General features: G+C 54.0%; 21 protein-coding genes. 16 read left to right on the forward strand and 5 right to left on the reverse strand.

The window, feature by feature from the left end; genetic code table 11:
- Window positions 1-64 precede the first annotated feature (64 nt).
- Complete coding sequence (locus SNR34_RS12255) at window positions 65-766, reverse strand: pentapeptide repeat-containing protein (protein WP_343259398.1); 702 nt, start codon at window positions 764-766, stop codon at window positions 65-67.
- A 188-nt stretch (window positions 767-954) separates the two neighbouring features.
- Here SNR34_RS12255 and SNR34_RS12260 point away from each other — a divergent pair, with 188 nt between their 5' ends.
- The 4 genes from SNR34_RS12260 (at window position 955) to SNR34_RS12275 (ending at window position 5,008) form a co-directional block, all read left to right on the forward strand.
- On the forward strand, window positions 955-1,824 hold the full coding sequence (locus tag SNR34_RS12260; RefSeq protein WP_486181994.1) for an effector binding domain-containing protein: 870 nt from the start codon (window positions 955-957) through the stop codon (window positions 1,822-1,824).
- 44 nt (window positions 1,825-1,868) lie between these two features.
- Window positions 1,869-2,324, forward strand: a complete 456-nt coding sequence (locus SNR34_RS12265; protein ID WP_486181995.1) for a VanZ family protein — start codon at window positions 1,869-1,871, stop codon at window positions 2,322-2,324.
- Between the two features lie 159 nt (window positions 2,325-2,483).
- On the forward strand, window positions 2,484-4,178 hold the full coding sequence (locus tag SNR34_RS12270; protein ID WP_486181996.1) for a glycoside hydrolase family 13 protein: 1,695 nt from the start codon (window positions 2,484-2,486) through the stop codon (window positions 4,176-4,178).
- Between the two features lie 137 nt (window positions 4,179-4,315).
- The gene (locus tag SNR34_RS12275; RefSeq protein WP_236419341.1) at window positions 4,316-5,008 is read left to right on the forward strand and encodes a metal-dependent hydrolase; all 693 of its coding nucleotides are present in this window, start codon (window positions 4,316-4,318) and stop codon (window positions 5,006-5,008) included.
- Window positions 5,009-5,229: 221 nt separating this feature from the next.
- Here the strand turns inward: SNR34_RS12275 and SNR34_RS12280 are convergent, their stop codons facing one another.
- Window positions 5,230-7,059: an ABC transporter substrate-binding protein gene (locus SNR34_RS12280; RefSeq protein WP_486181997.1), complete on the reverse strand. Its 1,830-nt coding sequence runs from the start codon at window positions 7,057-7,059 to the stop codon at window positions 5,230-5,232.
- Between the two features lie 143 nt (window positions 7,060-7,202).
- Between SNR34_RS12280 and SNR34_RS12285 the strand changes: the two genes are divergently transcribed.
- The 5 genes from SNR34_RS12285 to SNR34_RS12305 all read left to right on the forward strand — a co-directional run bounded on the left by SNR34_RS12285 (window position 7,203) and on the right by SNR34_RS12305 (window position 13,889).
- Entirely contained in the window at window positions 7,203-8,501 is a 1,299-nt protein-coding gene (locus SNR34_RS12285; protein WP_486181998.1) for an MFS transporter, read from the forward strand.
- Window positions 8,502-8,665: 164 nt separating this feature from the next.
- Window positions 8,666-10,423, forward strand: a complete 1,758-nt coding sequence (gene treC, locus SNR34_RS12290) for an alpha,alpha-phosphotrehalase (protein ID WP_486181999.1) — start codon at window positions 8,666-8,668, stop codon at window positions 10,421-10,423.
- A complete protein-coding gene (treP, locus tag SNR34_RS12295; RefSeq protein ID WP_486182000.1) occupies window positions 10,423-12,438 on the forward strand; it encodes a PTS system trehalose-specific EIIBC component in 2,016 nt (671 codons plus the stop codon). Before treC ends, treP begins: the two co-directional genes overlap by 1 nt.
- Window positions 12,439-12,689: 251 nt before the next feature.
- On the forward strand, window positions 12,690-13,538 hold the full coding sequence (locus tag SNR34_RS12300; protein ID WP_486182001.1) for a chemotaxis protein: 849 nt from the start codon (window positions 12,690-12,692) through the stop codon (window positions 13,536-13,538).
- A gap of 87 nt (window positions 13,539-13,625) precedes the next feature.
- On the forward strand, window positions 13,626-13,889 hold the full coding sequence (locus tag SNR34_RS12305; RefSeq protein WP_236419388.1) for a YkgJ family cysteine cluster protein: 264 nt from the start codon (window positions 13,626-13,628) through the stop codon (window positions 13,887-13,889).
- A gap of 187 nt (window positions 13,890-14,076) precedes the next feature.
- On the opposite strand, the gene SNR34_RS12310 is transcribed toward SNR34_RS12305, so the two are convergent.
- Both SNR34_RS12310 and SNR34_RS12315 read right to left on the reverse strand, forming a co-directional pair.
- Window positions 14,077-15,417 (reverse strand): MFS transporter, encoded by a 1,341-nt coding sequence (locus SNR34_RS12310; RefSeq protein WP_486182447.1) that lies wholly within the window; start codon window positions 15,415-15,417, stop codon window positions 14,077-14,079.
- 86 nt (window positions 15,418-15,503) lie between these two features.
- Entirely contained in the window at window positions 15,504-16,190 is a 687-nt protein-coding gene (locus SNR34_RS12315) for an O-methyltransferase (RefSeq protein WP_236419407.1), read from the reverse strand.
- A 146-nt stretch (window positions 16,191-16,336) separates the two neighbouring features.
- Between SNR34_RS12315 and SNR34_RS12320 the strand changes: the two genes are divergently transcribed.
- Entirely contained in the window at window positions 16,337-17,242 is a 906-nt protein-coding gene (locus SNR34_RS12320; protein WP_339277776.1) for a LysR family transcriptional regulator, read from the forward strand.
- A gap of 79 nt (window positions 17,243-17,321) precedes the next feature.
- Here SNR34_RS12320 and SNR34_RS12325 read toward each other — a convergent pair whose 3' ends face one another.
- Window positions 17,322-18,041 (reverse strand): YoaK family protein, encoded by a 720-nt coding sequence (locus SNR34_RS12325; protein ID WP_486182002.1) that lies wholly within the window; start codon window positions 18,039-18,041, stop codon window positions 17,322-17,324.
- Window positions 18,042-18,295: 254 nt separating this feature from the next.
- On the opposite strand from SNR34_RS12325, the gene SNR34_RS12330 reads away from it, so the two are divergent.
- From SNR34_RS12330 to SNR34_RS12355, 6 genes are all read left to right on the forward strand, one after another.
- Window positions 18,296-19,039 (forward strand): GTP pyrophosphokinase, encoded by a 744-nt coding sequence (locus SNR34_RS12330; RefSeq protein WP_236419636.1) that lies wholly within the window; start codon window positions 18,296-18,298, stop codon window positions 19,037-19,039.
- A gap of 44 nt (window positions 19,040-19,083) precedes the next feature.
- The gene (locus SNR34_RS12335) at window positions 19,084-20,310 is read left to right on the forward strand and encodes a multidrug effflux MFS transporter (RefSeq protein WP_486182003.1); all 1,227 of its coding nucleotides are present in this window, start codon (window positions 19,084-19,086) and stop codon (window positions 20,308-20,310) included.
- 349 nt (window positions 20,311-20,659) lie between these two features.
- Window positions 20,660-21,655 carry an iron-hydroxamate ABC transporter substrate-binding protein gene (locus SNR34_RS12340; RefSeq protein ID WP_438286763.1) on the forward strand — a complete coding sequence of 332 codons (996 nt, stop codon included), beginning with the start codon at window positions 20,660-20,662 and terminating at the stop codon, window positions 21,653-21,655.
- A 146-nt stretch (window positions 21,656-21,801) separates the two neighbouring features.
- Entirely contained in the window at window positions 21,802-22,425 is a 624-nt protein-coding gene (locus SNR34_RS12345) for a flavin reductase family protein (protein ID WP_236419431.1), read from the forward strand.
- 430 nt (window positions 22,426-22,855) lie between these two features.
- Complete coding sequence (locus SNR34_RS12350; protein WP_236419433.1) at window positions 22,856-24,010, forward strand: type III polyketide synthase; 1,155 nt, start codon at window positions 22,856-22,858, stop codon at window positions 24,008-24,010.
- Window positions 23,997-24,752, forward strand: coding sequence for a methyltransferase domain-containing protein (locus SNR34_RS12355; RefSeq protein ID WP_486182004.1), 756 nt, complete (start codon window positions 23,997-23,999; stop codon window positions 24,750-24,752). The genes SNR34_RS12350 and SNR34_RS12355 overlap by 14 nt, the downstream gene beginning before the upstream one ends.
- Window positions 24,753-24,766: the final 14 nt, after the last annotated feature.

The raw sequence follows: 24,766 nt of genomic DNA on the forward strand, positions 1-24,766 counted from the left end.
CAACGCAAAAAATGCTCTCTAAGCACGAGTGCATTTTCGTTTCCGATAGGGTGGATTGACTCAGTCATTCATCTTTCACCACAAGGCCAAAGATTTTGGTAAAAAGGATGGCCTGCGGGGGCGAGATGATGCAGCCTTGCAGATCTTCCAGCGTAATGCCGAGATTGTGGAATTCGCAGGTGCTGATGTCGATGTCCCGCAGCGGGGTGCTGGAAAACTGGGCTTTGTCGATATTGATCTCGTGCAGCCTGACCTTGCTCAGCGTGGCACTGTAGAAATCCGCTTGGGTAAACGAACTGTTTTCCATGGCGACCTGTTTCAGATTGGCAAAACGGAAGGTCGAATAATCGGCCAGGCAATGCGTGAACCGGATGTTGCGGAGCGTTGAACCCAACAGGTCGAGCCCGACCATTTTGCAATGGATGAAATGGGTGCGATGCATGATCGCATCGGTCAGGTTCACGTTGGACAGGTCGCATTGCTCAAAGATGACGTCGGTGATCTCCGCTCCGGGCAGGGAAACGTCGTCGAAAACGATATGTTTGAAATGCGTTTGCTCCAGCATCACTTTACCCGCTTCGCCCCCGGATATCGTTCCGTTTTCATACAAGCCAGGCAGGATGGTGCCTTCGTCATGAAGAATAAGTGAGTCTAAGGAGCGCGGCTCAAGCTGGCGCGGCAGTTTGGGGCGCTGGATTTTCATTTCGGCTGCTGCCGCTGCCGGCGAGGCGAGCGAAGTCGATGGTGGACGGGATTTTCGGCTCATGTCGGACTCCTTTGCATTGAAATAGAATTCGGACGCGCGATACATATCCTGTTATTACCATAACAGCAGAACGGATGTTTGCCAATACAGGTTCGCACGCAAAATCAAAAAACGCGTTAAACCATCGGCCATAATGATGTAGAGATCGTTAAACCCATTCGTCCGATACAGAAAGGAACCAATTTGGTATGGACCATTACACCAGAATTCAGCTCGCCATTCACTATTTGGAGCAGCACTTGCAGGAGGAATTCGACATACGGGCCACGGCTGCGGTTGCCGGGTTCTCGGCCTTCCATTTCCAGCGGCTGTTTCAAGCCATTACAGGGTTCACTGTGCTGGAATACGTTCGCAGGAGGCGCCTGTCCGAAGCGGCACGCCATTTGCGCGAATCGGAGCACGGGATTCTGGATGTTGCGCTTGCATGGGGGTATCAATCCCAGGAAGCATTCACGCGTGCATTTGCAGGACATTGGGGGATGACACCTGCGCGGTTTCGAAAAATGCAGGAGGAGCCTTGTTCCTTGAAGAGCCAGTCGGTCATTGATTTTAACGATTATCGCTCACGGCTTGGAGGAGATATGTATATGAGAGCACCCCGTTTATTAACGCTGAATCCGATCCGGATTATCGGCTACGAGTACATGACCAACCTGAACAATGACCAGCATTATGCGGAAATCCCCGGGTTCTATCAGGAGTTCGGCGCATCGCAGAAATTTATGGACATCCCCGAACGGTCGCGTCCCGATCTGGCGTATGGCGTTGCGTGCCGCTTCGCTGACGATGGCGGGTTCTCGTTCATCGTCGGCGAGGAGAGCGGGGCAGCCGATGGGCAGAACCTGAAACCGGGTTTCACCTGGGTAGAACTTCCCGGGGGCCTATATGCCGAATTCACGGTCGAAGGGTCGGGACAGGATATCCGCAAAATGATTTATGGCAGCTGGCTGCCCCAATCCGGTTATGAACGCAGGGAGGGGCCGGACTTCGAAGTGACGGATGTATGGAAATCCACGCCGCAGCAGTTGGACATGAAAATCTATATTCCGCTAAAATGAAGTCAACGGTTTGTTGAAAATTCAGGCAGAAAGGACTTCGCCCCATGCCAAAGAAAACATGGACAGGCTCACGGAGATGGACGCTTTGCGTTGCGCTGTTTGCCGCTGCCTACCTGCTGTTCATGGGCAATCTGCTGTTCGCGAACGGAAGGCTGCCGGGAGAAAGCTATCGATACAATCTCATTCCGTTTGAGACGGTCAAGCCGCTGCTGCTGGAAAAGCATAAATTTTCGACCGAAGCTTGGGTGAAAAACCTGTTCGGCAACATCGTATTATTTATCCCCCTCGGCTTATGGATTCCTGTTCTGTTTCGCAGCTTCCGGACGTTTTTCCGGTTCACGGCAGCGGTGATCGTGCTGCTGCTTGCGGTAGAATTTACCCAGCTGGTCACCCGCGTCGGGACATTTGACGTGGATGATCTCATGCTGAATACGCTGGGTGCTTGGCTGGGCTATGCGATGTGCAGAGGGTGGGTCAGATTAAGGTTCGGCTCGCGGTGATGAAATACCGAAATTAGGCCTCTGCCCGGGAGGTCTTTTTTTCATGCATTCATAAGGGGGTGTTTATACACCAGGCATTTCGGCTAAAACATAATCAAGGGCATCCGATCAGCTCGCGGAGTTCACGCTCTTTTGTTGATTTGCAATCGTTGAAATGAGGTGGCGGTTATCGTTTGGTGGAAGGAAAGCGTCGTATATCAAATCTATCCCATCAGCTTCAAGGATTCCAACGGAGATGGGCAAGGTGATTTGCAAGGCATCATTGAAAAAATGGACTATTTGGTTTCGCTCGGCATCGACGTCATCTGGATCTGTCCGATCTATGAGTCGCCGGGCCACGACAATGGCTATGATATCAGCGATTATTATTCGATCATGCGCAAGTTCGGAACGATGGACGATTTCGATCGTCTGCTGGAGAAGGCCCATCGCCGCGGGCTCAAGATCATGATGGACCTGGTGCTCAACCACACGTCGGACGAGCATCCCTGGTTCGTGGAATCGCGTTCCTCCAAGGAAAATGCAAGGCGCGACTATTACATTTGGCGTTCAGGCAAAAACGGGCAGGTACCGAACAACTGGGAATCGTATTTCAGCGGTTCGGTGTGGAAGCATGATCCGGAAACGAACGAGTATTACCTGCATCTTTATTCCGAGCATCAGCCCGACCTGAACTGGAACAATCCCCAGATGGCACAAGAGATGTACGAAATGGTGCATTGGTGGCTGGAAAAAGGGGTCGACGGCTTCCGCTTCGACGCGGTTGCCCATATCGCGAAGGCCGAAGGATTGCCCAGCGCGCACAATCCCGGTAATCTGCCGGTCGTCCCGGCATACCAACTGTTTTCCAACCTGGAGCAGGTGCATTCCATCCTGAAACAGTTGAACGACAACGTCCTCAAACCTTACGGCCCGATGACTGTTGGCGAAACGTCGGGGCTGGGACCTGAGCAGGCTTTGGCGTATGTGGGCACAGACCGGGACGAATTGAACATGGTGTTCCAGTTCGAGCACATGTTCGTGGACGCCCAATCCTCCGGGACGGGAAAGTGGGAGTACCGCAGCTGGAAGCTGCCCGAGCTTAAAGAAATCATGAGCCAGTGGCAGACGGTGCTGCACGGCCGGGGATGGAACGCCAATTATATGGGCAATCACGACCAGCCGCGGCCGGTTTCGCGTTTTGGCGATGACGGCAAGTACCGGGTTCGATCAGCCCAAATGCTGGCTGTCTGGATGCTCACGCTGGAAGGCACGCCGTACATCTTTCAGGGCGAAGAGATCGGCATGACCAATATTCGGTTTTCCGAGATCGACCAGTATCGCGACATTGAAACACTGAATTATTATCGGCAGCAAATCGGTCAGGGCAGGCCGAAGCATGAGGTCATGGAGGCGATCTGGCGCAAAAGCCGGGATAATGCCCGCACACCCATGCAGTGGGACGATACGGAATATGCCGGGTTTTCGGAAGCGGAGCCATGGATTCAGGTCAATGACAATTACAAGGAGATCAATGTGGCAGAGGCGGAGCTTGATCCGCAATCTGTTCTGCATTTTTACCGCAAAATGATTGCGCTTCGAAAAAAGCACCGCGTGCTGATTTATGGAGAATACGAACTCCTGCTGCCTGATCATGAGCACATTTACGCGTATACCCGCTCGTTGGAGAACGAGCAGATGCTGATCATCCTCAACTTCAGTTCCGAGGAGCCGGTCATGCAATGGCCGGAAGGATGGAGCGAAGGAGAAGCCAAGCTGCTGATCAGCAATGTCGGCAAACGCTATTCCACAGAGGAAGGTGCCATCCTGCTGCAGCCTTACGAGGCCAGGGTATATCGGATGAACAAGGCATGAAAGGTGCCGGCGTTGTCGCTTTTGCGCTTAAAAGGCGTTTTGCACTATAATAAGTAGTGAGTTTGCCGCAAATGTGGCGACAGCGTTGGGTACTGGCCCGCAACTCTCAAATTCACTCAGGTCGGGAGGCTTCAGCAATGTTAAACATTACTTATCATGGACACTCCAGCGTTCAACTGGGCACGGAAGGGAAGTCTTTGCTCATCGATCCGTTCCTGCGCGGCAATGAACTGGCCGTTACGAAGCCGGAGGACGTCAAAACCGATGTCGTTCTGCTGACTCATGCACATACGGATCACATCCTGGATGCAGAACCGATTGCCAAGGCCAATCAGGCCAAAGTGGTGGCGATCGTGGAGCTGGCTACATACATGTCATGGAAAGGGCTGGACACGATCGGCATGAACATGGGCGGAACGGTGGATCTCGGCTTTGCGCAGGCGAAAATGATCCAAGCTTTCCATACGTCGGGCATTGTGCTCGAAGAGGAGCAGCGGATCATGTATGCGGGCGTTCCCGCGGGTTACATCATCAACATCGGGGGCAAAACGGTCCTGCATGCCGGCGATACATGCCTGTTTGGCGACATGAAAATGATCGGCGAGCGCCACTCGATCGACGTGGCGTTTATACCGATCGGCGGCCACTACACGATGGGGCCGGAAGATGCCTTGCAGGCTGCGGAGTGGTTTAATGCCAAGCTGACCATTCCGGTGCATTACGATACGTTCCCGGTCATTCGCCAGGATGCCGAACGCTTCGTGCAGCAATTGGCTGCCAAAGGACGGGAAGGACGCGTCATGGCACCGGGGGACTCCATCACCTTGTAAGGGCTGTAGAATGGATTCGGGTGAACATCCCCAGAATGCGTTTAAAAGGCGAATATCACGTCAGCAATTTTGGCGGATGTTCGCCTTTTTTTCGGATTGAGGTGCCAAAATGAGCATGAAGGAACGGCAACAGCAACATCGAGCGGGCTGTTCAACGGTTGCCTTTTCTCACGCTTCTATGATCATGCGAAAGGGTGGCCATCTCCGGGATCGGTCCGTTCCTAAAGTGCATCTCCGTGCTTGATCCATACTTGAGACAGGTCGATCAGGCCGAAAGAGTCCATTTGCAATCCTTGCAGCGCAGGATGCAGATGGTTTTTTTTGTGGGTATGGCTTCCGTGCAGCAGCCAAAGGTTTTCCTTTAATAGCTGCTCTGCGCGCAGCAGGATGTTCCAGCGTTCCTGCTCGCCTTGCTGCACGAATCCTTCGAGGATCGTTCCCAGCTGCCGCAGTTGTTCCGCCTCCAATAAATGATGGATGTAGTTGGAGCGGTTCATGAAGAAGCTGAACATTCCCCACTGCAGATCTTTTTCCAACAGTTCGTCCGCCTGCATGATGTCCGCCTCCTGCTGAATCCATGATGAATCCACTTGCTGCATGGGATGGAGCGACAGGTGGATGCCCATGTCGGCGCAGCGCTGCCTAAGCCACTCTGCCTCGGAAGTTTCCTCCTCTTTAGCCAGAAAAAAGAGACGGATTTCCTGCCCGTTATACCCGCTTTGTTGAAGTAATTTGCGTGCCTCGTCGGATGAAAAGGTTGGAAATGGCGCCGTTTCGCTAACTTCCGGCAGGAAGCTGTCGGCAGGGCGCATCGTATTTTTTCTTAACTGGCTAACCAACGCTTTCTGATCGTACAGCATGCGTATCACCTGCCTGAATGCGCGGTTATGCTGGATGCCCGGCCTGTTGAAATTAAACAGCAGATAGCGGGCACCGTGGGCTATGGGGAGCATGGTGCGCTGCCATTCCGTCGTTTGCGGCCAATGAACGCGCTCAGCTTGTTTGCCCGAAGTTTCCAGGCTCGTGCCGGGGCCCGGAGTCCGGGGATCGGGCAGCATGTAGTGTCGTTCGTTCGTGTACACATCCGGCAGGAACCAGAGTTCTACCCGGTCGAGCAGCGGGCGAAGGCCGTAATAGCCGTCAAAGGCGTCCAGGCGCAGCATTTGCTTGTCCTGCTCCGCGATGCGGTATGGCCCTGTTCCGATCAACCGGCTTTCCCCGGGCATCCAATCGGAAGGCAGGATGGACATCTGTATGGAGCCTGCGAAATGAAGCCAGAAGCGATTGCTCCGGTGGAAGCGGAATTCAACGGCATAATCCCCATGCAGCTGAACGTTTTTCACGTATTGGCTCTCCGTATACGGCCCAGGCAATGCATCGCACAGCCGTTCCCAGGTGGAACGTACATCTTTCGAAGTCAATTCATGGCCGTGGTGGAAGGACACCTTTTTACGCAAGTAGAACGTCCATGAGGTGTAATCCCCGTTATGTTCCCAGGCATGGGCAAGACGTGGAACGAAGCGTTGTACGTCGGGTTCGTATTCCACAAGCGTGCTGCATATATTATCGATCAGGTAGGCTTCGAATACGGTAAACACCGCGTGAGGGTTCAGCGATTTCAGTTCCCGGTTCTGCATGACCCGCAGCACATCGAGCGGTGCACCGGCCGCGGTTTCTACCCGCAATCCCAGCTGGCGGGCAATTGTGGATTGCGCCATTTGCTTTACGGAGAGAGGGAGCGTCGCATCGGATGCAAGCGCGAAGGCGTCTTTGAAACGAGAATCCAGCAGCAGGGAATGCAGCACGGGAAGGACTACGTCTGCGGGTTCGCCAATCAGGGCAAGCCTCGACGAATTTCCCCTCCCACGGCCGGGCTGCCAACGGATATATTGCTGCTGCTCAAGCTTGCGCAGCACAAGCTTGACGTTTCGCGGCGTGCAGTGAAACAGCTTGGCAAGCTGTTCAATCGTGACGGCATACGAGCCGTCCGGAGCAGTATCGCTATGCTCCCGAAGCTGATGAAGCTGCATGTAATATTCATGAATTTGCATGGATAGATCTCCTGTTATGGGATAAAAGGTGAAATTACGTTGCAATAAGGTACACTTTTTATTCTCCTTTTGCCAGATACAATTATACATTAGAGCGCCACGATGCGCTCGACCTTGTATGTACTTGGCAAAGGAGACTGAACATGAGCTTGAAGCAATTGCACCCCACGATACGTATTCGGATTTTGACGGTATTCATGACACGAACGATCGAAGCGATGATTTTTCCGTTCATGGCCATTTATTTTTCGGAAAAGCTGGGGGAGAAAACGGCTGGCCTGCTGATGGTCTTGCTCATCGTTTTGCGTATAGCCGCAAGCTTCTGGGGTGGGTACCTGGCAGATCGATATGGACGGAAAAAAGTACTGATCTATGCCGAAGGCGTGCTGTTTGCGGCCGCTGTGCTGATGGCGGCAGCCAATGCGCCGGGGATCGATTCGGTCTGGCTGACCTTTGCCATGGTCATGCTGCATGGGGCAGCGAACGGCATTGGAGCTCCTGCGGCGGATGCCATGCTGATTGACGTCAGCACGCCGGAAACGAGAACGCTGATGTACAGCATCAATTATTGGGCCATCAACCTGTCGATCACGCTCGGCACGGCCATCGGCGGATGGATGTTTAAGGATTACCGGTATGAGCTGTTTATGGTCATGGCTTTGGTGAGCCTGTGCATCCTTCTGTTGACCGCGTTTCGGGTGAAGGAGACATATCAACCTCGACCGATGCAGGGAAAGCGGGGAATGCGCTTTGGAGGGGCGGCAATGATGCTCCAAACGTACCAGTCCGTTTACAAGGACAAACGTTTTATGGCATACAGCCTTGGCATGCTGCTGTTGTTATCGACCGAGTTTCATCTCACCCAATATATCGGCGTCCGATTGGAACGAGAGTTTGTTCCCCTTACGGTAGATCTTCCTTTCCTGCCTGCGATGGAACTCCATGGCATCCATATGTTTGGGCTGATCCAAATGGAGAATACGATTCTGATCGTGGTGATGGCGCTGGGCATCAATGCATTGCTCAAACGGTATGACCGGCCATGGCAGCGGGTGAAATGGCTGACGCTGGGTTCGGTGGCGTACGTTGCGGGTTTTGCGGTCATCGCCTATACAAACGAGCCGTTGCTGCTCGCGTTGTTCATGCTGGTTGCCACCGTCGGAGAGCTGATTCACACGCCCTTGCGCCAGCGGGAGCTGGCTGAAATGGTCAGCGTGGAAGCACGCAGCTCCTATATGGCCGTGAACGGCATGATGATGCAGGGTGCGCGCATGATTGCCGCAATGGGCATTACCGTCGGCGCTTTTCTGCCGTCCGCCGGCATGGCTGGGCTCATATTTGCCATCGGTATGACGGGTACGTTGTTGATTAGGCGAGTTGTTGCCAAGCCGCTGAGGGAGTTTTCCCAACCGGAGAAGACGATGCGGAAATATGGAACTTAAAAGTCTCGCTGCATTAATCAAAGGGGACCGGCGTAAATTCCGATGACTGCGGGCTGCGATGCCTTCCATACGAGGAGGTTGGTGTTACGGTTGCCCGGTTTTTGGGGTAAGGGATACCAGAGGCGGAAAATATAACACCCCCACACGGAAATGGAGGCGGCAGCATGAGTTCGGAAAACACAGCACTCTCATCGTGGTGGAGAACGTCCACGGTGTACCAGGTATATCCCAAAAGCTTTAAAGACACCACAGGCTCTGGCACGGGAGACATCCCCGGCCTGATCGAAAAATTGGACTATTTGCACGATTTGGGTATCGATATCGTCTGGCTGCAGCCCGTATACATATCCCCGCAGCGGGATAACGGCTATGATGTAGCCGATTATTACCGAATCAATCCCGAATATGGCAGCATGGAAGATATGGATGCGCTGCTGGAAGGGCTTGACGCACGGGGCATGAAACTGATGATCGACATCGTGGTGAACCATACGTCTACAGAACATGAATGGTTCAAACAGGCCCGCTCGTCCCGGGACAACCCGTATCGGGACTACTACATTTGGCGTGACCCTGCGCCGGACGGCGGCGTGCCGAACAACTGGCAGTCCAAGTTCGGGGGCCCGGCCTGGCAGTATGACGAACAAACAGGGCAGTATTTCCTCACCTTGTTCGACAAAACGCAGGCGGATCTGAATTGGGAAAATGAGCAGGTGCGTTCTGAAGTGCGGAAAATGCTCAAGTTCTGGGCGGATAAGGGTGTGGCCGGTTTCCGCATGGACGTGATCAACCTGATCTCGAAGGATCAGCGCTTTCCCGACGATGACGGCAGCGTGCCGCCCGGGGACGGACGCCGTTTTTACACGGACGGCCCAAAGGTGCACGAGTACATTCGCGAAATGTACGAGGAGGTGTTCGGGCCTTACCAGCTGGTTACGGTAGGGGAGATGTCATCCACGACGCTGGAGCATTGCATCCGGTATTCCAGGCCGGAGTCGCGCGAATTTTCGATGACGTTCAGCTTTCATCATTTAAAGGTGGACTATCCAAACGGGCAGAAGTGGGAGCTGATGCCTTACGATTTCGAGGCGCTGAAGCGACTGCTCAGCGATTGGCAGACAGGCATGCAGGCGGGGGGAGGCTGGAATGCATTGTTCCTGAACAATCACGATCAGCCCAGGGCGTTGTCGCGCTTTGCCGACGATGGCGAATATCGGACGGAAAGCGCGAAGATGCTGGCGACGACCCTTCACGGACTGCAAGGAACTCCATACGTTTATCAAGGGGAAGAGATCGGCCTGCCGAATCCGGTATGGCAGGATGCGAGCGAGTTCCGGGACATCGAGTCCACGAATATGTTTAAGCTGCTGCAGCAAGAGGGCGGCAAGTCGGCTGCCGAGGCGTTCGAGATCGTAAAAAAGCGTTCAAGGGACAACTCGCGCATACCGATGCCATGGGACGACACCGAGAATGCGGGATTCACGACAGGCACGCCTTGGATCAAAATCGATGAACGATACCCCGAGTTGAATGTGAAAAGACAATTGGCCGATCCGGAATCCGTGTATTACCACTACCAAAAATTAATTGCCTTGCGCAAGCAAGTGCAGGTGCTGACGGATGGATTGTACGAACGGCTGGATGAAGGGCATTCGGAGGTGTTTGCCTATGCCCGCTCGAACGGGAAGGAAACGCTGCTGGTCGTTTCCAGCTTCAGCAAACAGGAATCCCGCTTCCGGTTTCCGGAGGAGGTCTGGCAGGCGCATGTGGCAGACAAGCGGCATGAACTGCTGATCGGCAATACGAAAACGATTCCCGAACTGGAACCAACGCTTTGCCTTGAGCCTTTTGCATCTTACATGTGGCTGATTTCCCAAGAGGAACCGCCCACGAATCACGGCACAGGAAAGGAGCGAAGCTGATGGATCGCAAACAAGTCGAAGATATCGTGAAAGCGGTCGGTGGCAAGGAAAACATCGAAGCGGCCACGCACTGCGTGACGCGATTAAGGTTTGCCCTCGTCGACGAAAGCAAGGTCGACAGCGAGGCGCTTGACCGGAACGACCTGGTCAAAGGGCAATTTTCCTCGCAAGGCCAATTCCAGGTGGTCATCGGGCCCGGTCTCGTAGACAAGGTATACGATGAGATGATCGGGATTACGGGCGGCGACCGTGCTTCCAAGGACGACGTAAAAGCCGCCGCGGGCAAAAAACAGCATCCGATCCAGCGCGCCATCAAAACGCTGTCGGACATCTTTATCCCGATTCTGCCGGCCATTATTACGGCAGGTTTGCTGCTCGGGATCAACAACATTTTGACCGGCCCCGGCATCTTTTTCGATGAGCGTTCGCTCGTTGACGTTTATCCGGCCTGGAAGGATCTTGCATCGATCATCAACACCATCGCAAGCACGGCGTTTACGTTTCTGCCTGCGTTGATCGGATGGTCGGCCGTGACGAGATTCGGCGGAAGCCCGCTGCTCGGGATCGTGCTGGGTTTGATTCTGGTGCATCCCGACCTGCTCAGCGCTTACGGGTATGCCGATGCGGTCAACGAAGGCACCGTGCCGACCTGGAACCTGTTCGGCTGGGAAATCGAGAAGATCGGCTATCAAGGTCAGGTGCTGCCTGTGCTGGTATCGGCGTATTTGCTGGCCAAGCTGGAGACGTTCCTGAACAAAAGGGTTCACGATTCGGTGAAACTGCTCGTCGTTGCGCCGGTTACGCTGCTGATCACCGGATTTCTTGCGTTTACGATCATCGGTCCGGTCACGTTTGCGATCGCAAACGCGATTACGGACGGACTCATGTATATCTACAATTCGTATGCGGCCCTTGGCGGATTGATCTATGGCGGATTGTATGCGCTGCTGGTCATTACCGGCATGCATCATACGTTTCTGGCCGTGGACGTGCAGCTGATCGGCAGCCAAGGCGGTACCTTTCTATGGCCGATGCTGGCTTTATCCAACATCGCTCAAGGTTCAGCCGCATTGGCGATGATGCTGGTGCTGCGCGAACGTAAAATGCGCGGCCTTGCCGCCACGTCTTCGATCTCTGCTTTCCTAGGGGTCACCGAGCCGGCAATCTTCGGCGTGAACATCCGTTACAGATATCCGTTTATTTTCGGGATGGTCGGTTCGGCCATCGGCGGCGTGCTGCTGACGATGAACGACGTTCAGGCCACGTCGATCGGCGTGGGCGGCGTGCCCGGATTTCTATCCATTTTTCCGAATAAATGGGGTGTGTTCTTCATTGGCATGGCGATCGTGCTGATCGTGCCGTTTGCGCTCACGGTGGTCTTTGGCAGGATGAAGGTCCGAAGGGAAGGGCGTGTCGCGAACGCTTCGGCAGCTTCGGAAGCGCAGGCAGAAACGGCAACCGCGCCGACAACCGAAACCGGGCGGGCCGAGGTATCGCAGGCCGCGGCAAACGGCGGTGAACGCGAAAAAAACACAAACGACGAATCGATTAACGTGCTTGAAGTACGTGCACCGCTAAGCGGTACGGCCGTGCCGCTGGAACAGGTGCCTGATGCGGCATTTGCGGAGAAGCAGATGGGAGACGGGGTCGCGATCGAACCTTCCGGCAGCAGCGTGGCAGCTCCGTTCGATGCGCAGGTCGCCCACGTCATCAAGAGCAAGCATGCCGTCATTTTGGAGCATGCGAGCGGGGTGCAGATGTTGGTCCATGTCGGCATCAATACCGTTTCGCTCAAGGGCGAAGGCTTCCGAGTGCATGTCCAGGCAGGAGACCGCGTCAAGGCAGGACAAACGCTGCTGGAATTCGATCGCGATGTGATAGAGGCTGCCGGCTATCCGCTCATTACCCCGATCATCGTGCCGGATGGACAGGATATGGTGGAGCGGGTAGAGTCGTTTACGGGCAGTGTCGTTCACAATCGTGAAGATGTACTCCATATTCATCTGAAAAAATAAAAGAGTTTAACCGCAGTCGTACGCAGGCGAACCGGATGGGAGCATATGATTCCCAAGCCGGTTCGTTTTGCGTTGCAGGCATGGTACACTTAGGAACAAGGATGAAGAATCACGAAGGTTCGTCCAGCTTCTCAGCAAGGACCGGAATGTCATTCGGGGCGGAATGTGCATGTTTGTCCCGTTTCGCTCATAAGGTTCAACAAACGCCGATCAGGACACATGAATCGATGGAATAGCGGAGGAGGAGTGCCATGACACGCGTGGCGGTAATGGTCATTCACGGACTGGGCATGCAAAAGGAGGATTATGCCGATACCTTGATCTCCCGGCTGAACAAGGAATTCGATCAGGTCATGGTATTGCCTGGGGCGGCTGCCGCCTGCCTCGATATCGAGCCGGTGTTTTGGGCGGATGTGTTTGCCGAAAAAGAGGAGGAGCTTTACCAAAAGCTTGTCAAGGACCAAGGGTTGAATTATCAGCTTTTGCGCCGCTTCATCATTCACTATCTGGCGGACGCCGTGGCTTATCAGCCTGTAGAAAACCATGGGCATCATTACGATGCCGTACATGCCACGTTATCCAAAGCCATGCACGCCTTATCCGGCCGCAATGGCCCGGAAACGCCGCTTTGCGTCATCGCACACAGCTTGGGGGCGGTGATCGCCAGCAATTTTTTCTATGATCTGCAATTTCCTTCCGGCCGGGTGCCCAGCATCATTGATCCCAATTCTGCGCTGGAACGCGGAGATACGTTAACCGCCTTTTATTCCTTTGGAACAACGCTGCCGCTCTGGAGCCTGCGATATCACGAATTCAATCGGCCCATTGCCGTGCCGTCTCCCCTGGCGGATACCTATCTTCCAGGCATATCAGGGGAATGGGTGAACTTTTATGATCGGAACGATATTTTGGGTTATCCGCTCAAACCGATCGATCCTGCCTATGAAGCGGCAGTCAAGGAGGACATCGAGATCCATGCGGGAGGATGGCTTGTCCAATGGAGTCCGCTTAGCCACAGCGGTTATTTTGACAGCAGTACGATGAATCGCAGGATTGCGCAAGGATTGGCACGGATCTGGACATGGGTGAATCGATCGTAGCCCCTGACGGGACGGTTGACGGTTGACGGTTGATCGACATATGAGGAGAAAGCAGGTACAGCAAACATTTGAAGGAGGCGAGATGATATGGAATGCAGGACAGGTTGTGCCGCATGCTGCATCGCTATTTCCATCAGTTCACCGATTCCAGGTATGGAAGGCGGCAAACCTGCGGGGGTACGCTGCGTGCAGCTGACGGATGACAACCGATGCCGCTTGTTTGGGCGCGAGGAACGGCCTGCTGTATGCGGCGAGCTGCAAGCTTCGATGGAGATGTGCGGCAGTACGGACCAGGAGGCATTCGACATTTTGACCTGGCTGGAACGGGAGACGTCCCCCATCGGACAATAGGACTGAAAACACTCCTATAATGATCATGACCAAAGAGCATCCTTCGGCACGTTCCGGGGATGCTCTTTGGTTATGCCTGAACAATAAAACGGATCGTCACGCCGGGTGTGGGTCTGTGGATCTCTTCATTTGGCGTGACTCCCATGGTTAGTTACTACTTCTGACTGGAAAATGGCCCATGCATTGTTTATGTGTTGAATTTGTACAGGCTCTTGGCCGAAGGTTTGGGCTCTCTGAACATCATGAAGTATAGCAAGGACGAGAGCACGTATAACCCGCCCGTAATGCTGAACGTGACGGCATACCCCCAGTATGTTCCGTACGTGGTGACCAGATAAGATTGCACAGGGCCCATCGTGGCCCAGCCGATCATAAAGGCGGTTTGCATCAGGGAATTGGCAATGCCGCGCCGCTCGTCGGATACTTTGTCCACAAGGATCGCCGAGTGGATCGGGTTGGCCGCATTCATGAGCGCTTGCCGGAACAAGAAGCTCACCGAAGCAACGAACAGCAGGTTGGTGAAACCGGTCAGCAGCAGAAACGGCAGCGACATGACCTGAAAGAGCACGACGGCACGCACGCTGCCAACTTTGGCTGCCAGCGTTGGTCCGATGAGCATCGACACAATCGTCATGATCTGCCCGAGCGAAATAAGCAGACTCATGCCGCTCACGGATACCGAGAAACGGTTGGTGAAATACAGGTTCAGGTAAGGCACGACAAGTCCGGAGCCAAAGCCGATCAACAGCTGCGTAACAACAAACTGACCGATCAGTCGAGAATCCTTCTTGAGCATTGCCTTCTCAGGGTTGATCGATGCTGGATGACGATCCTTGTATCCGGACGTGTCCGGTCCAGCTGCAGAAGAAAGCGGCTCAGGCTCGGAAGCCGAAGGCAGCTCCTTGTTTTCCGTGACAAATAACAGCGGGATGAACGCAGCAAAGGTGGCGATGCCGCCAGCGATCAGCACGGTCTGCAGACCGGCGACCTTGGCCATGCCCATGGAATGAAACAGATCGGCGAGCACTCCGCCGCCCAAGCTGCCGAGCACCTGTGAAGCCAGAACCAAGGATGAATAATAACTGAACATTTTGAGCCGTTCGCTCTTTTTCACGTTTTCGGCCAGAAAAGGAATGGCCAGCACCTGAAACACGGCTGCGAACAGGCCGGAGCATACCGCGAACCACATCAGGCCGCTATCCGAGTAGTCGAACGAGCGCCCGACCAAAAAAATGCCGCTGAACAGCGCGCCGGCAATCAGCAGCAGCTTGCGGCTGAAGCGGTCGCCGCACAGCCCGATCGGCACGAACATGATCGCCGTTGCGAGCGATTGCACGCTAATGATTTGGCCGTTCATCGTATCGTTGTAGCCAAGCCCCTGAATATATAAGTTATACAGGACGGAAAACATGCCGTTTCCGATCTGGTACAGCAGGCTTGCCAGAAAAAAAAGCTGGATGTTGCGGGGCCAACCCCGAATTTCAGATGTAATTTGTCGTGGAATTCTCAAGCCTTCTCCCCCAGTCATCTCCCATGCGATCATTCAAGTGTAACAGGATTAGGGGGATTTCGGAACAATTGACCGGTGTTTATTTTTCGGGGCGGGTCACGTCATCAGATTACGCGTGCTATGACAAAGCCGTCATATCCTTTGCTGCCCACGGTTTGCAATGCCGTTGCTTCCAGACGGGGGTGATTTCCGATCATGTCCAGGAAGGTACGCACGCCTTGCACGCGCGGATCGGTACTGTGTTTATCGGCAACTTCGCCGTTTCGGACGACGTTGTCTCCAACGATCAGGCTGCCCGGACGGGTCATGCGCAGTGCCCACCGGAGATAGTCCGGGTTACTCGGTTTGTCCGCGTCGATAAAAACGAAGTCAAAGGGTTCGCGGTAGTCTTCGCACACGTCCGGTAAGGTCGTTAGCGCAGGTCCGACGCGCATGTCAACTTTGCCTGCGAGTCCTGCACGCTCAAGATTGGTGCGAGCGACCTCGGCGTGATGGGGCTCCGATTCCAATGTGACGATCCGCCCATGCTCCGGCAGTGCCCGAGCCATCCAGATCGTGCTGTATCCGCCCAACGTGCCGATTTCCAGCACGCGTTCGGCATGCTGAATGCTCAGCAGCAGCTGCAGCAATCGTCCCTGATTCGGGGTTACGTCAATGGTCGGCAAGTCGGCCTGGGCATTGGCAAGCAGTGCTTTTTCCAACAAAGGATCAGACGGGATCAGGATATGATTGAGATATTCGTCAACTTGCGTCCAGGTTTGCTGTGAGACAGATTCATGCGGATGGTTCATGGCTCATCTTCCTTTCTGCGAGCAAAGAAGTTGTTTTTGTTTTCCTGATACCACTATATCGCTTGATTGAATATAAATAAAATATATATTATATATGTAAACATATATTAAAGTTATGGTTAAAAGGATGTAAGGAGGCCCAAAGGATGAATCTGCACGGGTTGCGATTGTTTCATGCTGTCGTCAAGCACGGCGGCATTACGAGGGCGGCGGAGGAACTCAGCATTAGCCAACCGGCCGTTTCTTCCCAGCTTCGGAAGTTTGAGCAGGAACTCGGAGTTACGCTTTTTGTTGCCGTAGGCAGAAAGAGGGAGGCCAGCGACGCGGGAAAACAACTGATGGAGTATGCGGAACGGCTGTTCAAGCTGGAGCAGGAAGTGGACGGCTATGTTGCGGGTATTCGCTCAGGCAAAAAGGGACTCGTCCGGATTACGGCAACGTATCTGCCTTCCAATTTTTTGCTGCCGGCCTGGATTGCCCGTTTCAAGCAATTGTACGAAGACGTGGAATTGGTGATCAGCACGACCAACACCCGAAAAGCGTTCGACGAGCTTCTCAGTTATGAAGCCGAAGTAGCGCTGTATGGCGGAAGCGGAATTTCGCAACCAGGCGTGCATTGGGACGAGTTGTTTGAAGACGACATGTGGTTCGTGGTCCATCCGGATCACCGGTATGCCGGGCAGGAGGTGGAGCTTGGCGATATGGTGGCAGAGCCGTTCATCATGCGCGAGGAAGGCAGTGCGACGAGGGAGCGTTTATTTTCCCTGTGCAGTACGTTTAATGTGGCGGCGCCCCGCATCGCGCTGCAGTTCAACGGACTCAACGAAACCATCAGTGCTGTCAAAGCGGGGTACGGAGCCAATTTCATATCTTCACTGGTGGTGAAGGAGGATGTGAGGCACGGGAGGCTGGCCCGCGTGCGGGTAAAGGGCGTACATTTGAAAAACAAACTGGCCGTCTGTACCCGGGCCGGGGAGAAGCTGTCTCCCGCCGCCCAACATCTCGTGGAACTGATCCGGCAGGAGGCAGCCAAGCTGCATCGGAAAGAGTGATGAACCCCGGCATTCTTATGCCGGTGGAATCCAACCTCGTGCTTGGACTGTATATGCCAGCTGCTTCATGCGTAGTCCGTTAGTTGCCCGAACCGGATGGTTGCCGCCGATCCGAGCCAAAGCCCGTTCGGGCCCGGATCGCCACGCCGCCGACGAGCAGAACGGGCAGCCAGACTGCCACTTTTGGAACATGGTGGAACAAAAATGCTGCGATGATGACGCCTGTCAAATAAATGGCTACAGCCATAACGCGCAGGCTGTCGTCTCCTGACAGACGGTTTCGCGCAGTCTCTCTGTCCACCTTGCCGAAACGCCGGAACATGTTGGCCGCATCTTCGACGACCGCAGCCAAATTGTTGGTCAGCACCGTCGTCGAAATGCCGGCCATGCCGATTTTGCGGGCTGCCGTCGTCTGCATGCCCATGGCTGCGCCGAGCACAACAATGACCAGGCCCGGCCAGTGTATGCTGAAATGAGTCGTCATAACGATCGCAAAGAAAAGCAGCAGCAGGCTTTCCGCGATCAATACACGCGTAACGCGTTTGGACCAGCCGCTTTGGCCCGGACCGATCAATTTTGCCGCAAATGCGTTGCCTGCGATAAAACCTGCCAAAGCGAGCAGGGAGCGGATCACGACGATTTCCTGGGCATGGGCAATCGCGATGCCGAGCAGCACGATGTTGCCTGTCATGTTTGCCGTGAGCACGTGTCCAAGTCCAAGATAACCGATGACGTCGACCATCCCGGCTGCCATACATAGGGATAAAAGCGCGAATTTTTGCTGAGCCGTTCGGGACATGCCAATCTTCCTTTCCTGAGAAGCGCTAACCATTCAAGTATACCGCAATGATGCCCAAAATAAAGGCTGGTGCAAACTGTCGGTGATCTCTCTAAAGCAGGACAGGGAGGGCGCATCATTGGCCTTGGCGGGGAGCTGGATGACGCTGTAAATTCGTTTATTGGCTCAAGATGTTTTATAATAGAGCGGGAGAGAAGCGTGCTGGCTTGTCTCCAAACCATTTTGCGTGCTTAGAGAAAGGAAGAGCTATCATGATGAACGCTCCAAATCCGATTGACCAGTTCAAGAAGTTTAAATACGAAATTACGAGATTTATGATGATCTATAAATTCGCCCTGGATCAGATGGAAACGAAAATCGAGGTGCTGAAGGAAGAATTCCAGTCGCTGCATGACTACAGCCCGATTGAGCACACCAAGTCCAGACTGAAATCGCCAGAAAGCATCATGAACAAAATGTTCCGCAAAAATCATGAGCTGACGTTCGAAAGCATCAAAAAGAACATCAAGGACATTGCGGGGGTGCGCATTACCTGCTCGTTCATTTCCGACATTTACCGGATCAAAGATATGTTATGCAACCAAAGCGATCTGCGCGTGCTGGAAGTAAAGGATTACATCAAAAACCCGAAACCGAACGGCTACCAAAGCTTGCACCTGCTGGTGGAAATTCCGGTCTATATGTCCAACGGGGAAGAGCGCGCCTGCGTGGAAATCCAGATTCGTACCATCGCCATGGATTTCTGGGCCAGCCTGGAGCACAAAATTTTTTATAAATACAACAAAGAAGTGCCCGAGCGTCTGCTCAAGGAACTGAAAAGCGCGGCCGATTCGGCGAATGCCCTGGATCAACAGATGGAACGGCTGCATAACGAAATCCAGGAGATCAAGGATGCCGAGAGCGAACGCGACGAAGAACAGATGCGGCGCATCATCATCAACAATCAGCAGTTTACGCTGCCTTCCAATTTGCTGAGATTGCTCGGAGACGGGGAATAGCACAAGCAAGAATGGTGACCGCGGAAAGGAATTTGTAACAATTGATGAAAAAAACGTTGGTTTCATTAGCTCCCCAGCCTGCGTCGCGGGTACGCATGGCACTGATTTTGGGAACCTTGTCCGCCTTTGGACCGTTGTCCCTCGATATGTATTTGCCTGCGCTGCCCGTGCTGGCCGAGGATTTTCAATCTTCGCCGTCCTATGCCCAGCTTAGCCTGACGGCCTGCATGGTAGGTTTGGCCGCAGGGCAGCTGCTGGCCGGACCGATGAGCGACGTTCGCGGACGACGCACGCCTCTTATTTTCGGACTGATTCTATATACGCTCGCCTCCGTGCTGTGTCTGGTTAGCCCAACGATGGGTTCGTTCATCGTACTGCGGTTCATCCAGGGAGCTGCCGGGGCTGCCGGCATCGTCATCTCCCGCGCGGTGGCCAGGGATGCTTACGAGGGACCGGAACTGACCCGGTTTTTCTCGCTGCTGATGCTGGTTAACGGGGTGGCTCCAATCGCGGCGCCTATTATCGGCGGGCAATTGCTCGCATTTACGTCATGGAGAGGCGTATTCATATTGCTGTCGCTGATCGGAGTCCTTACGCTGCTTGCCGTCATTTTCGGTTTGGGCGAAACGCTGCCGGCCGAACGCAGGTCGAGCGGCGGTCTGAAACAAACGCTGTCGACCTTCGGCAATATTACGCGTGACCGCCTGTTTATGGGTTATGCCTTGACGCAAGGTTTCGTGGGTGCAGGCATGTTTGCGTACATATCGGGTTCGCCGTTTGTCCTGCAAAAGGTGTACGGCATTTCTCCGCAGATGTTCAGCCTTTGCTTCGCCGTTAATGGGCTTGGCATCATCATCGCCAGTCAGGTGGCCGGCCGTTTGGCTGGAAAGGTGAGCGAAACGCGTTTGCTCGTCGCCGGATTGGCCATGGCCGTGGTCGGAGGGATTTCCCTGCTTGTGGCGATATTGCTGGGTGGACCGCTGTTCAGCGTGCTGATCCCGCTGTTTTTGGTCGTATCCAGCGTCGGGCTTGTCAACACCGCTTCCTTTGCGTTAGCCATGGCCAATCAGGGGAAATCCGCAGGCAGCGCTTCAGCGCTGATCGGCGTCATGACGTTTTTGTTCGGCGGGCTTGTGGCCCCACTCGTCGGTTTGGGCGGGGAAGGAACGGCGGTGCCGATGGCGATCGTCATTGCCTGTGCGGATCTGGGCGCATTGCTGATCTATGCATGGATGGTCGGTGCTCGCAGCAAGGTAGCGTCCATCCGCTAAACGAAAAGCGTTCCAACTGGCAGCCTGGTCTGCCTGTCGGAACGCTTTTTTTCTCGGCAAAGCGCAAACAAAACCTGCGTGTTGGGCAGCATACCCGTTGTCGGGAAAAGACGGAAACCGAGAACAAAGCCGAATCGATGGATCAACGGCCTTCTCCCCGGACGCCAATGGAGCGGGATTGACAATTCAGTTGATAACAATTATCATTGTCAATGGGTTTGGACAAGAATGATGTACATATAGGAATATATGTGATTAGAACAATCCTGTCCCAATTTCGCATAATCACATTCCAATTTTCGGGGTCATATAGAAGGGGGTCACTACCTTGTTCGGAAAAAAACAAAAGATGATCATGCTGCTGATTACGGTCATGGTCATGTCCATCTGGCTGGCAGCATGCGGGTCGAAGCCGGCAGAGAACGGCGCGGCAACCGGTGAAAATTCGTCGACAGCCACAGAGAACAATACCGCTTCCGAAGGAGAAACGAAGACTGAAGCTCCTGCAGAAAAAACGATGACGGACGCCATGGGTCACGAAGTCGTCATTCCGGCCCATCCGGAGCGCATTATCGCCTCTTATCTGGAAGACCATTTGGTAACGCTTGGCGTGAAACCTGTTGCTCAATGGTCCGTGACCAATGGCACCCAGGATTACTTGGCCAAGGATCTGGACGGCATTCCGACGATATCCTTCGATCTTCCTTTTGAGGAAGTAGCGGGTTACAGCCCGGATCTGATCATTATCGGTTCGGAGAGCCAGGTTGAAGGCGGCAAATATGAACAATACAGCAAAATCGCTCCGACGTATGTGCTTGGCGACGAAATCAACAGTGATTGGCGCAAAGCGCTGCTGAAAATCGGCGAAATTTTGAACAAGAGCGCTGAAGCTCAAAAAGCACTTGATGACTATGATGTGAAAGCCAAAGAATACAAAGAAAAAATCAATGCGGTAACCGGGGGTACGAAATCTGCTGCAGCAGTTTGGCTGGTGGGCGGCAAGTTCTTCATCGTCAGCGACAATGTATCCAGCGGTGAAGTGATGTACAACGAGCTTGGCCTGTCCGAGCCTGACGTGGTGAAAGAAATTTCGGCTACGGCTACAGGCAACTGGTCCTCGATTTCGTTGGAGAAGCTGGCAGAGATGAACGTGGACTACCTGTTCTTTGTGAACAGCGACAAGGATGCGGGGGCAGAAGCGCTGAAAGATCCAGTGTGGCAGAGCATCCCGGCGGTGAAAAACGGCAATCTCTTCGAATTTACGCGTTCCAGCAGCTGGCTGTACAGCGGTTTGCAAGCCAACACGCAAATCATGGAAGATATTCAAAGCAGCATCGTAAAATAAGATGTGTTTCCTGCATGAACGGAACAAACAAAGCGAACTCCTTGGCGCATGACGCCAGGGAGTTTTTTGCGCGAAATGGCCGAATCCGGGCAGCTGCATGTATAATGGTGAGACCATCACTACATAGGCCAAGAAAGGAAGATCACATGACACATACTTTAGATCCACAGCAATTGACGCAGAAGGAAAATTACAAACTGATGAGCGGATCGGTCGTGCCTCGTCCCATTGCCTTTGTCACGACGAGGACAGAGGACGGGCAGACGATCAATGCCGCGCCGTTCAGCTTTTTTAATGTGGTGAGCTCCGATCCGCCGATTCTGTCCATATCGATTCAGCGCAAGGCAGGGGGCATGAAGGATACGGCAAGGAACGTGCTGGCTGGCAAGGAACTCGTTGTGCACATTTGTGACGAATCGATCGTCCCGGATATGAACGAAACGGCAGCGCTGCTCGAGCCGCATGAGAGTGAGCTTGAGCGGACCAGCCTGACGACCGTGCCGAGCAAGGCTGTAGATGTGCCCGGCATCGCCGAGGCATTGATCCGCATGGAGTGCCGCCTGCATCAGCACATTCCGATTTTGAATGATGAAGGCACAGTGGTCACTGACCTGCTGCTTGTGCGGATCGTTCAATATCATTTTGACGAGAAGGTATACGATCCGTCGACCGGGTACATTTTGATGGACCACTTGAAGCCCGTGAGCCGGCTAGCCGGAAACGATTATGCCAAGCTTGGCGAGCGGTTTACGGTGGTAAGACCGGTATAGTTTCAGCGTTCGGATCATGCATCCGAAACGAGAAACAGACTATCCGCATATTAGTTATTGAAGGGGGGAAGCACATGCCGCAAGGCATGTGCTTCCCCCCTTTTTGCGCTGGAAACATAATACGGCTCAAACGCGAATAGACTTGTACCATATCTTACGCACGAGTGATCTATATAGGTTGAACTAGCATTTACACGATAACGGAGAGGACAGAAAGAATCTGGAGAAGCGAAGCGTTCTAAAAGCTTTCTGAAAGAAAGCTGCTTCGGAAGCATAGGCTTATCACCGGATTTTACCCTTGAAAAGGGATTAAAAAAATCTGGGGATAAGGCCGATCGGAAGATGGTTCTGACCACGTAGTAGCTCCGTGTAAAAATCATTGGTTGAACTTATGTGTCAGAATAAGGCGGAATGAAGGGGGACAAGCGACATGAACCAGCATGCAGGGACGGCGAGCGCCGGAATTCTGGGCATTGGGACGGCGCTGCCGGAGCATCGCATCGAACAGAAGGACGTTGCGTCAAGGTTAGCCGTGGCATTGGCGGACGAGCCTGATTCCAGAAGGTGGGCGAAACGGATTTTCAATCAGTGCGGCGTTGAAACGAGGTATACGTGCGAGCCGAATTTGCTTGAACCGGTGGAGGGGTGCCGGTATTTGTATTCAACCTCATCAGAGAACGTTCCGCTGACCCGGGAACGCATGGACAAATACAAGGCGGCGGCCATTCCGCTTGGGATGGAGGCTGCCACCCGCGCGCTGGAGGACGCCGCGGTGGCTCCTGCCGAGATTAGCCACCTGATCACGGTGAGCTGCACAGGGCAGTTTCTGCCCGGCCTGGACGTACGGATCGTTCAACAGCTGGAGCTGCATCCCGGCGTACAGCGCATTCCGCTTGTGTTTCAAGGCTGCGCTGCCGGACTAAAGGCCATTCAAATGGCCAATGCCATCGTAAGATCAGACCCGAACGCCAAGGCGTTGATCGTGTGCGTGGAGCTCTGTACCTTGCATTTTCAGCCATCGGCCAAGCGGGACGACCTGTATGCGGCATCGTTTTTCGGCGACGGCGCATCGGCGTGTATCGTGGGATCAGCGGACTTCGGAAACGGCGACCTGTTCGAATTGGGCGAGGGAGACTCCGTGCTTCTTCCGGCCTGCTCCGAAGAAATGATATGGGAAGTCGGCAATACCGGCTTTGATCTGTATCTGTCTCCGCAAATTCCAAGGCTGTTGGAACATCATCTCGCGAAGGCTGCGGAACGTGTGCTGGCGAGGGGTGAACGACCGGACATTTGGGCGATCCATCCGGGAGGCCGGGGCATCGTGGATGCCGTGCAGAAGCTGTACGGCTTGTCGGACGAGCAGGTTTCGTACAGCCGGAGCATATTGCGGGATTACGGCAACCTGTCGTCGGTCACGATTATGTTTGTACTTCATGCGATCAGAGAGGGCTACAGAAATACCCTCCAAACCTCCCGCGGCATTGCGCTTGCGTTCGGGCCGGGAATTACGGCCGAAATGTTGCCTTTTACCTACGTTCCATCCCGAGTGCCCGAACCGGAGCCTGTCCATCATGGCCGGCTTTAACTGGTTGGCAGAAAGAGCGACCCGACCGGAACTCATGGATGAACCGGCCATGGATGCAGGAACGGAACTCAGGCAGGCTCACCGCCATCTGCGGTGGCTGAATCACATTTTTGCCGCTTCGCGCCCCACCTTGTACGGCATACAACGCCTTTGGGTGCATGCTGGTAAACCGGAGACGTTGTCCATCGCAGATATCGGCGCAGGTGCCGGAGACATTAACCGCCGCATCTTGCGCTGGGCAGACGGCAACCGCATTGACATGACCATCGAGTTGATCGATTTGACCATGGAGGCCTGTGAAGAGGCGAAGGTTTTATTCGCCGATGAACCGCGGATCAGGGTCAGGCAGCATGACGTTTTCGAGCTGGACAAAGGCAGTGCCGATATTGTGACCTGTGCGCAATTTCTGCATCATTTTCATGAGGAAGACGTTCCGCGCGTAGTCACTCGTATGCTGGACATATCCCGGATCGGACTGGCCATCAACGACATTCATCGCCACTGGTTGGCGTGGGCCGCCGTATGGATGACAACCAGGCTGATTTCGCGAAACCGCTATATTCGTCACGACGGTCCGCTATCGGTGGCCAAAGGGTTTCGCGGAAGCGACTGGGAACGATTGCGTGCCGCCATGCCTGACGGTCAAGCCATGCAATACGCTTGGCGGCCGTTGTTCAGATATGCGGTCATTCTGCCAAAGATGAGCACAACATGGGGGAAGGGAGCCGAAATTCAACAGTGAAGGGCGAAAGAAGG

Source organism: Paenibacillus sp. XP01 (assembly GCF_057364885.1).

Coding starts and splice junctions, on each gene's coding strand:
- SNR34_RS12330 (WP_236419636.1), top strand. CDS start 18,296: ATGAACGCTCCAAATCCGATTGACCAGTTCAAGAAGTTTAAATACGAA.
- SNR34_RS12345 (WP_236419431.1), top strand. CDS start 21,802: ATGACACATACTTTAGATCCACAGCAATTGACGCAGAAGGAAAATTAC.
- SNR34_RS12320 (WP_339277776.1), top strand. CDS start 16,337: ATGAATCTGCACGGGTTGCGATTGTTTCATGCTGTCGTCAAGCACGGC.
- SNR34_RS12355 (WP_486182004.1), top strand. CDS start 23,997: ATGGCCGGCTTTAACTGGTTGGCAGAAAGAGCGACCCGACCGGAACTC.
- SNR34_RS12280 (WP_486181997.1), bottom strand. CDS start 7,059: ATGCAAATTCATGAATATTACATGCAGCTTCATCAGCTTCGGGAGCAT.
- SNR34_RS12265 (WP_486181995.1), top strand. CDS start 1,869: ATGCCAAAGAAAACATGGACAGGCTCACGGAGATGGACGCTTTGCGTT.
- SNR34_RS12315 (WP_236419407.1), bottom strand. CDS start 16,190: ATGAACCATCCGCATGAATCTGTCTCACAGCAAACCTGGACGCAAGTT.
- SNR34_RS12335 (WP_486182003.1), top strand. CDS start 19,084: ATGAAAAAAACGTTGGTTTCATTAGCTCCCCAGCCTGCGTCGCGGGTA.
- SNR34_RS12310 (WP_486182447.1), bottom strand. CDS start 15,417: ATGACTGGGGGAGAAGGCTTGAGAATTCCACGACAAATTACATCTGAA.
- SNR34_RS12350 (WP_236419433.1), top strand. CDS start 22,856: ATGAACCAGCATGCAGGGACGGCGAGCGCCGGAATTCTGGGCATTGGG.
- SNR34_RS12305 (WP_236419388.1), top strand. CDS start 13,626: ATGGAATGCAGGACAGGTTGTGCCGCATGCTGCATCGCTATTTCCATC.
- treP (WP_486182000.1), top strand. CDS start 10,423: ATGGATCGCAAACAAGTCGAAGATATCGTGAAAGCGGTCGGTGGCAAG.
- SNR34_RS12255 (WP_343259398.1), bottom strand. CDS start 766: ATGAGCCGAAAATCCCGTCCACCATCGACTTCGCTCGCCTCGCCGGCA.
- treC (WP_486181999.1), top strand. CDS start 8,666: ATGAGTTCGGAAAACACAGCACTCTCATCGTGGTGGAGAACGTCCACG.
- SNR34_RS12325 (WP_486182002.1), bottom strand. CDS start 18,041: ATGTCCCGAACGGCTCAGCAAAAATTCGCGCTTTTATCCCTATGTATG.
- SNR34_RS12300 (WP_486182001.1), top strand. CDS start 12,690: ATGACACGCGTGGCGGTAATGGTCATTCACGGACTGGGCATGCAAAAG.
- SNR34_RS12285 (WP_486181998.1), top strand. CDS start 7,203: ATGAGCTTGAAGCAATTGCACCCCACGATACGTATTCGGATTTTGACG.
- SNR34_RS12260 (WP_486181994.1), top strand. CDS start 955: ATGGACCATTACACCAGAATTCAGCTCGCCATTCACTATTTGGAGCAG.
- SNR34_RS12275 (WP_236419341.1), top strand. CDS start 4,316: ATGTTAAACATTACTTATCATGGACACTCCAGCGTTCAACTGGGCACG.
- SNR34_RS12340 (WP_438286763.1), top strand. CDS start 20,660: ATGATCATGCTGCTGATTACGGTCATGGTCATGTCCATCTGGCTGGCA.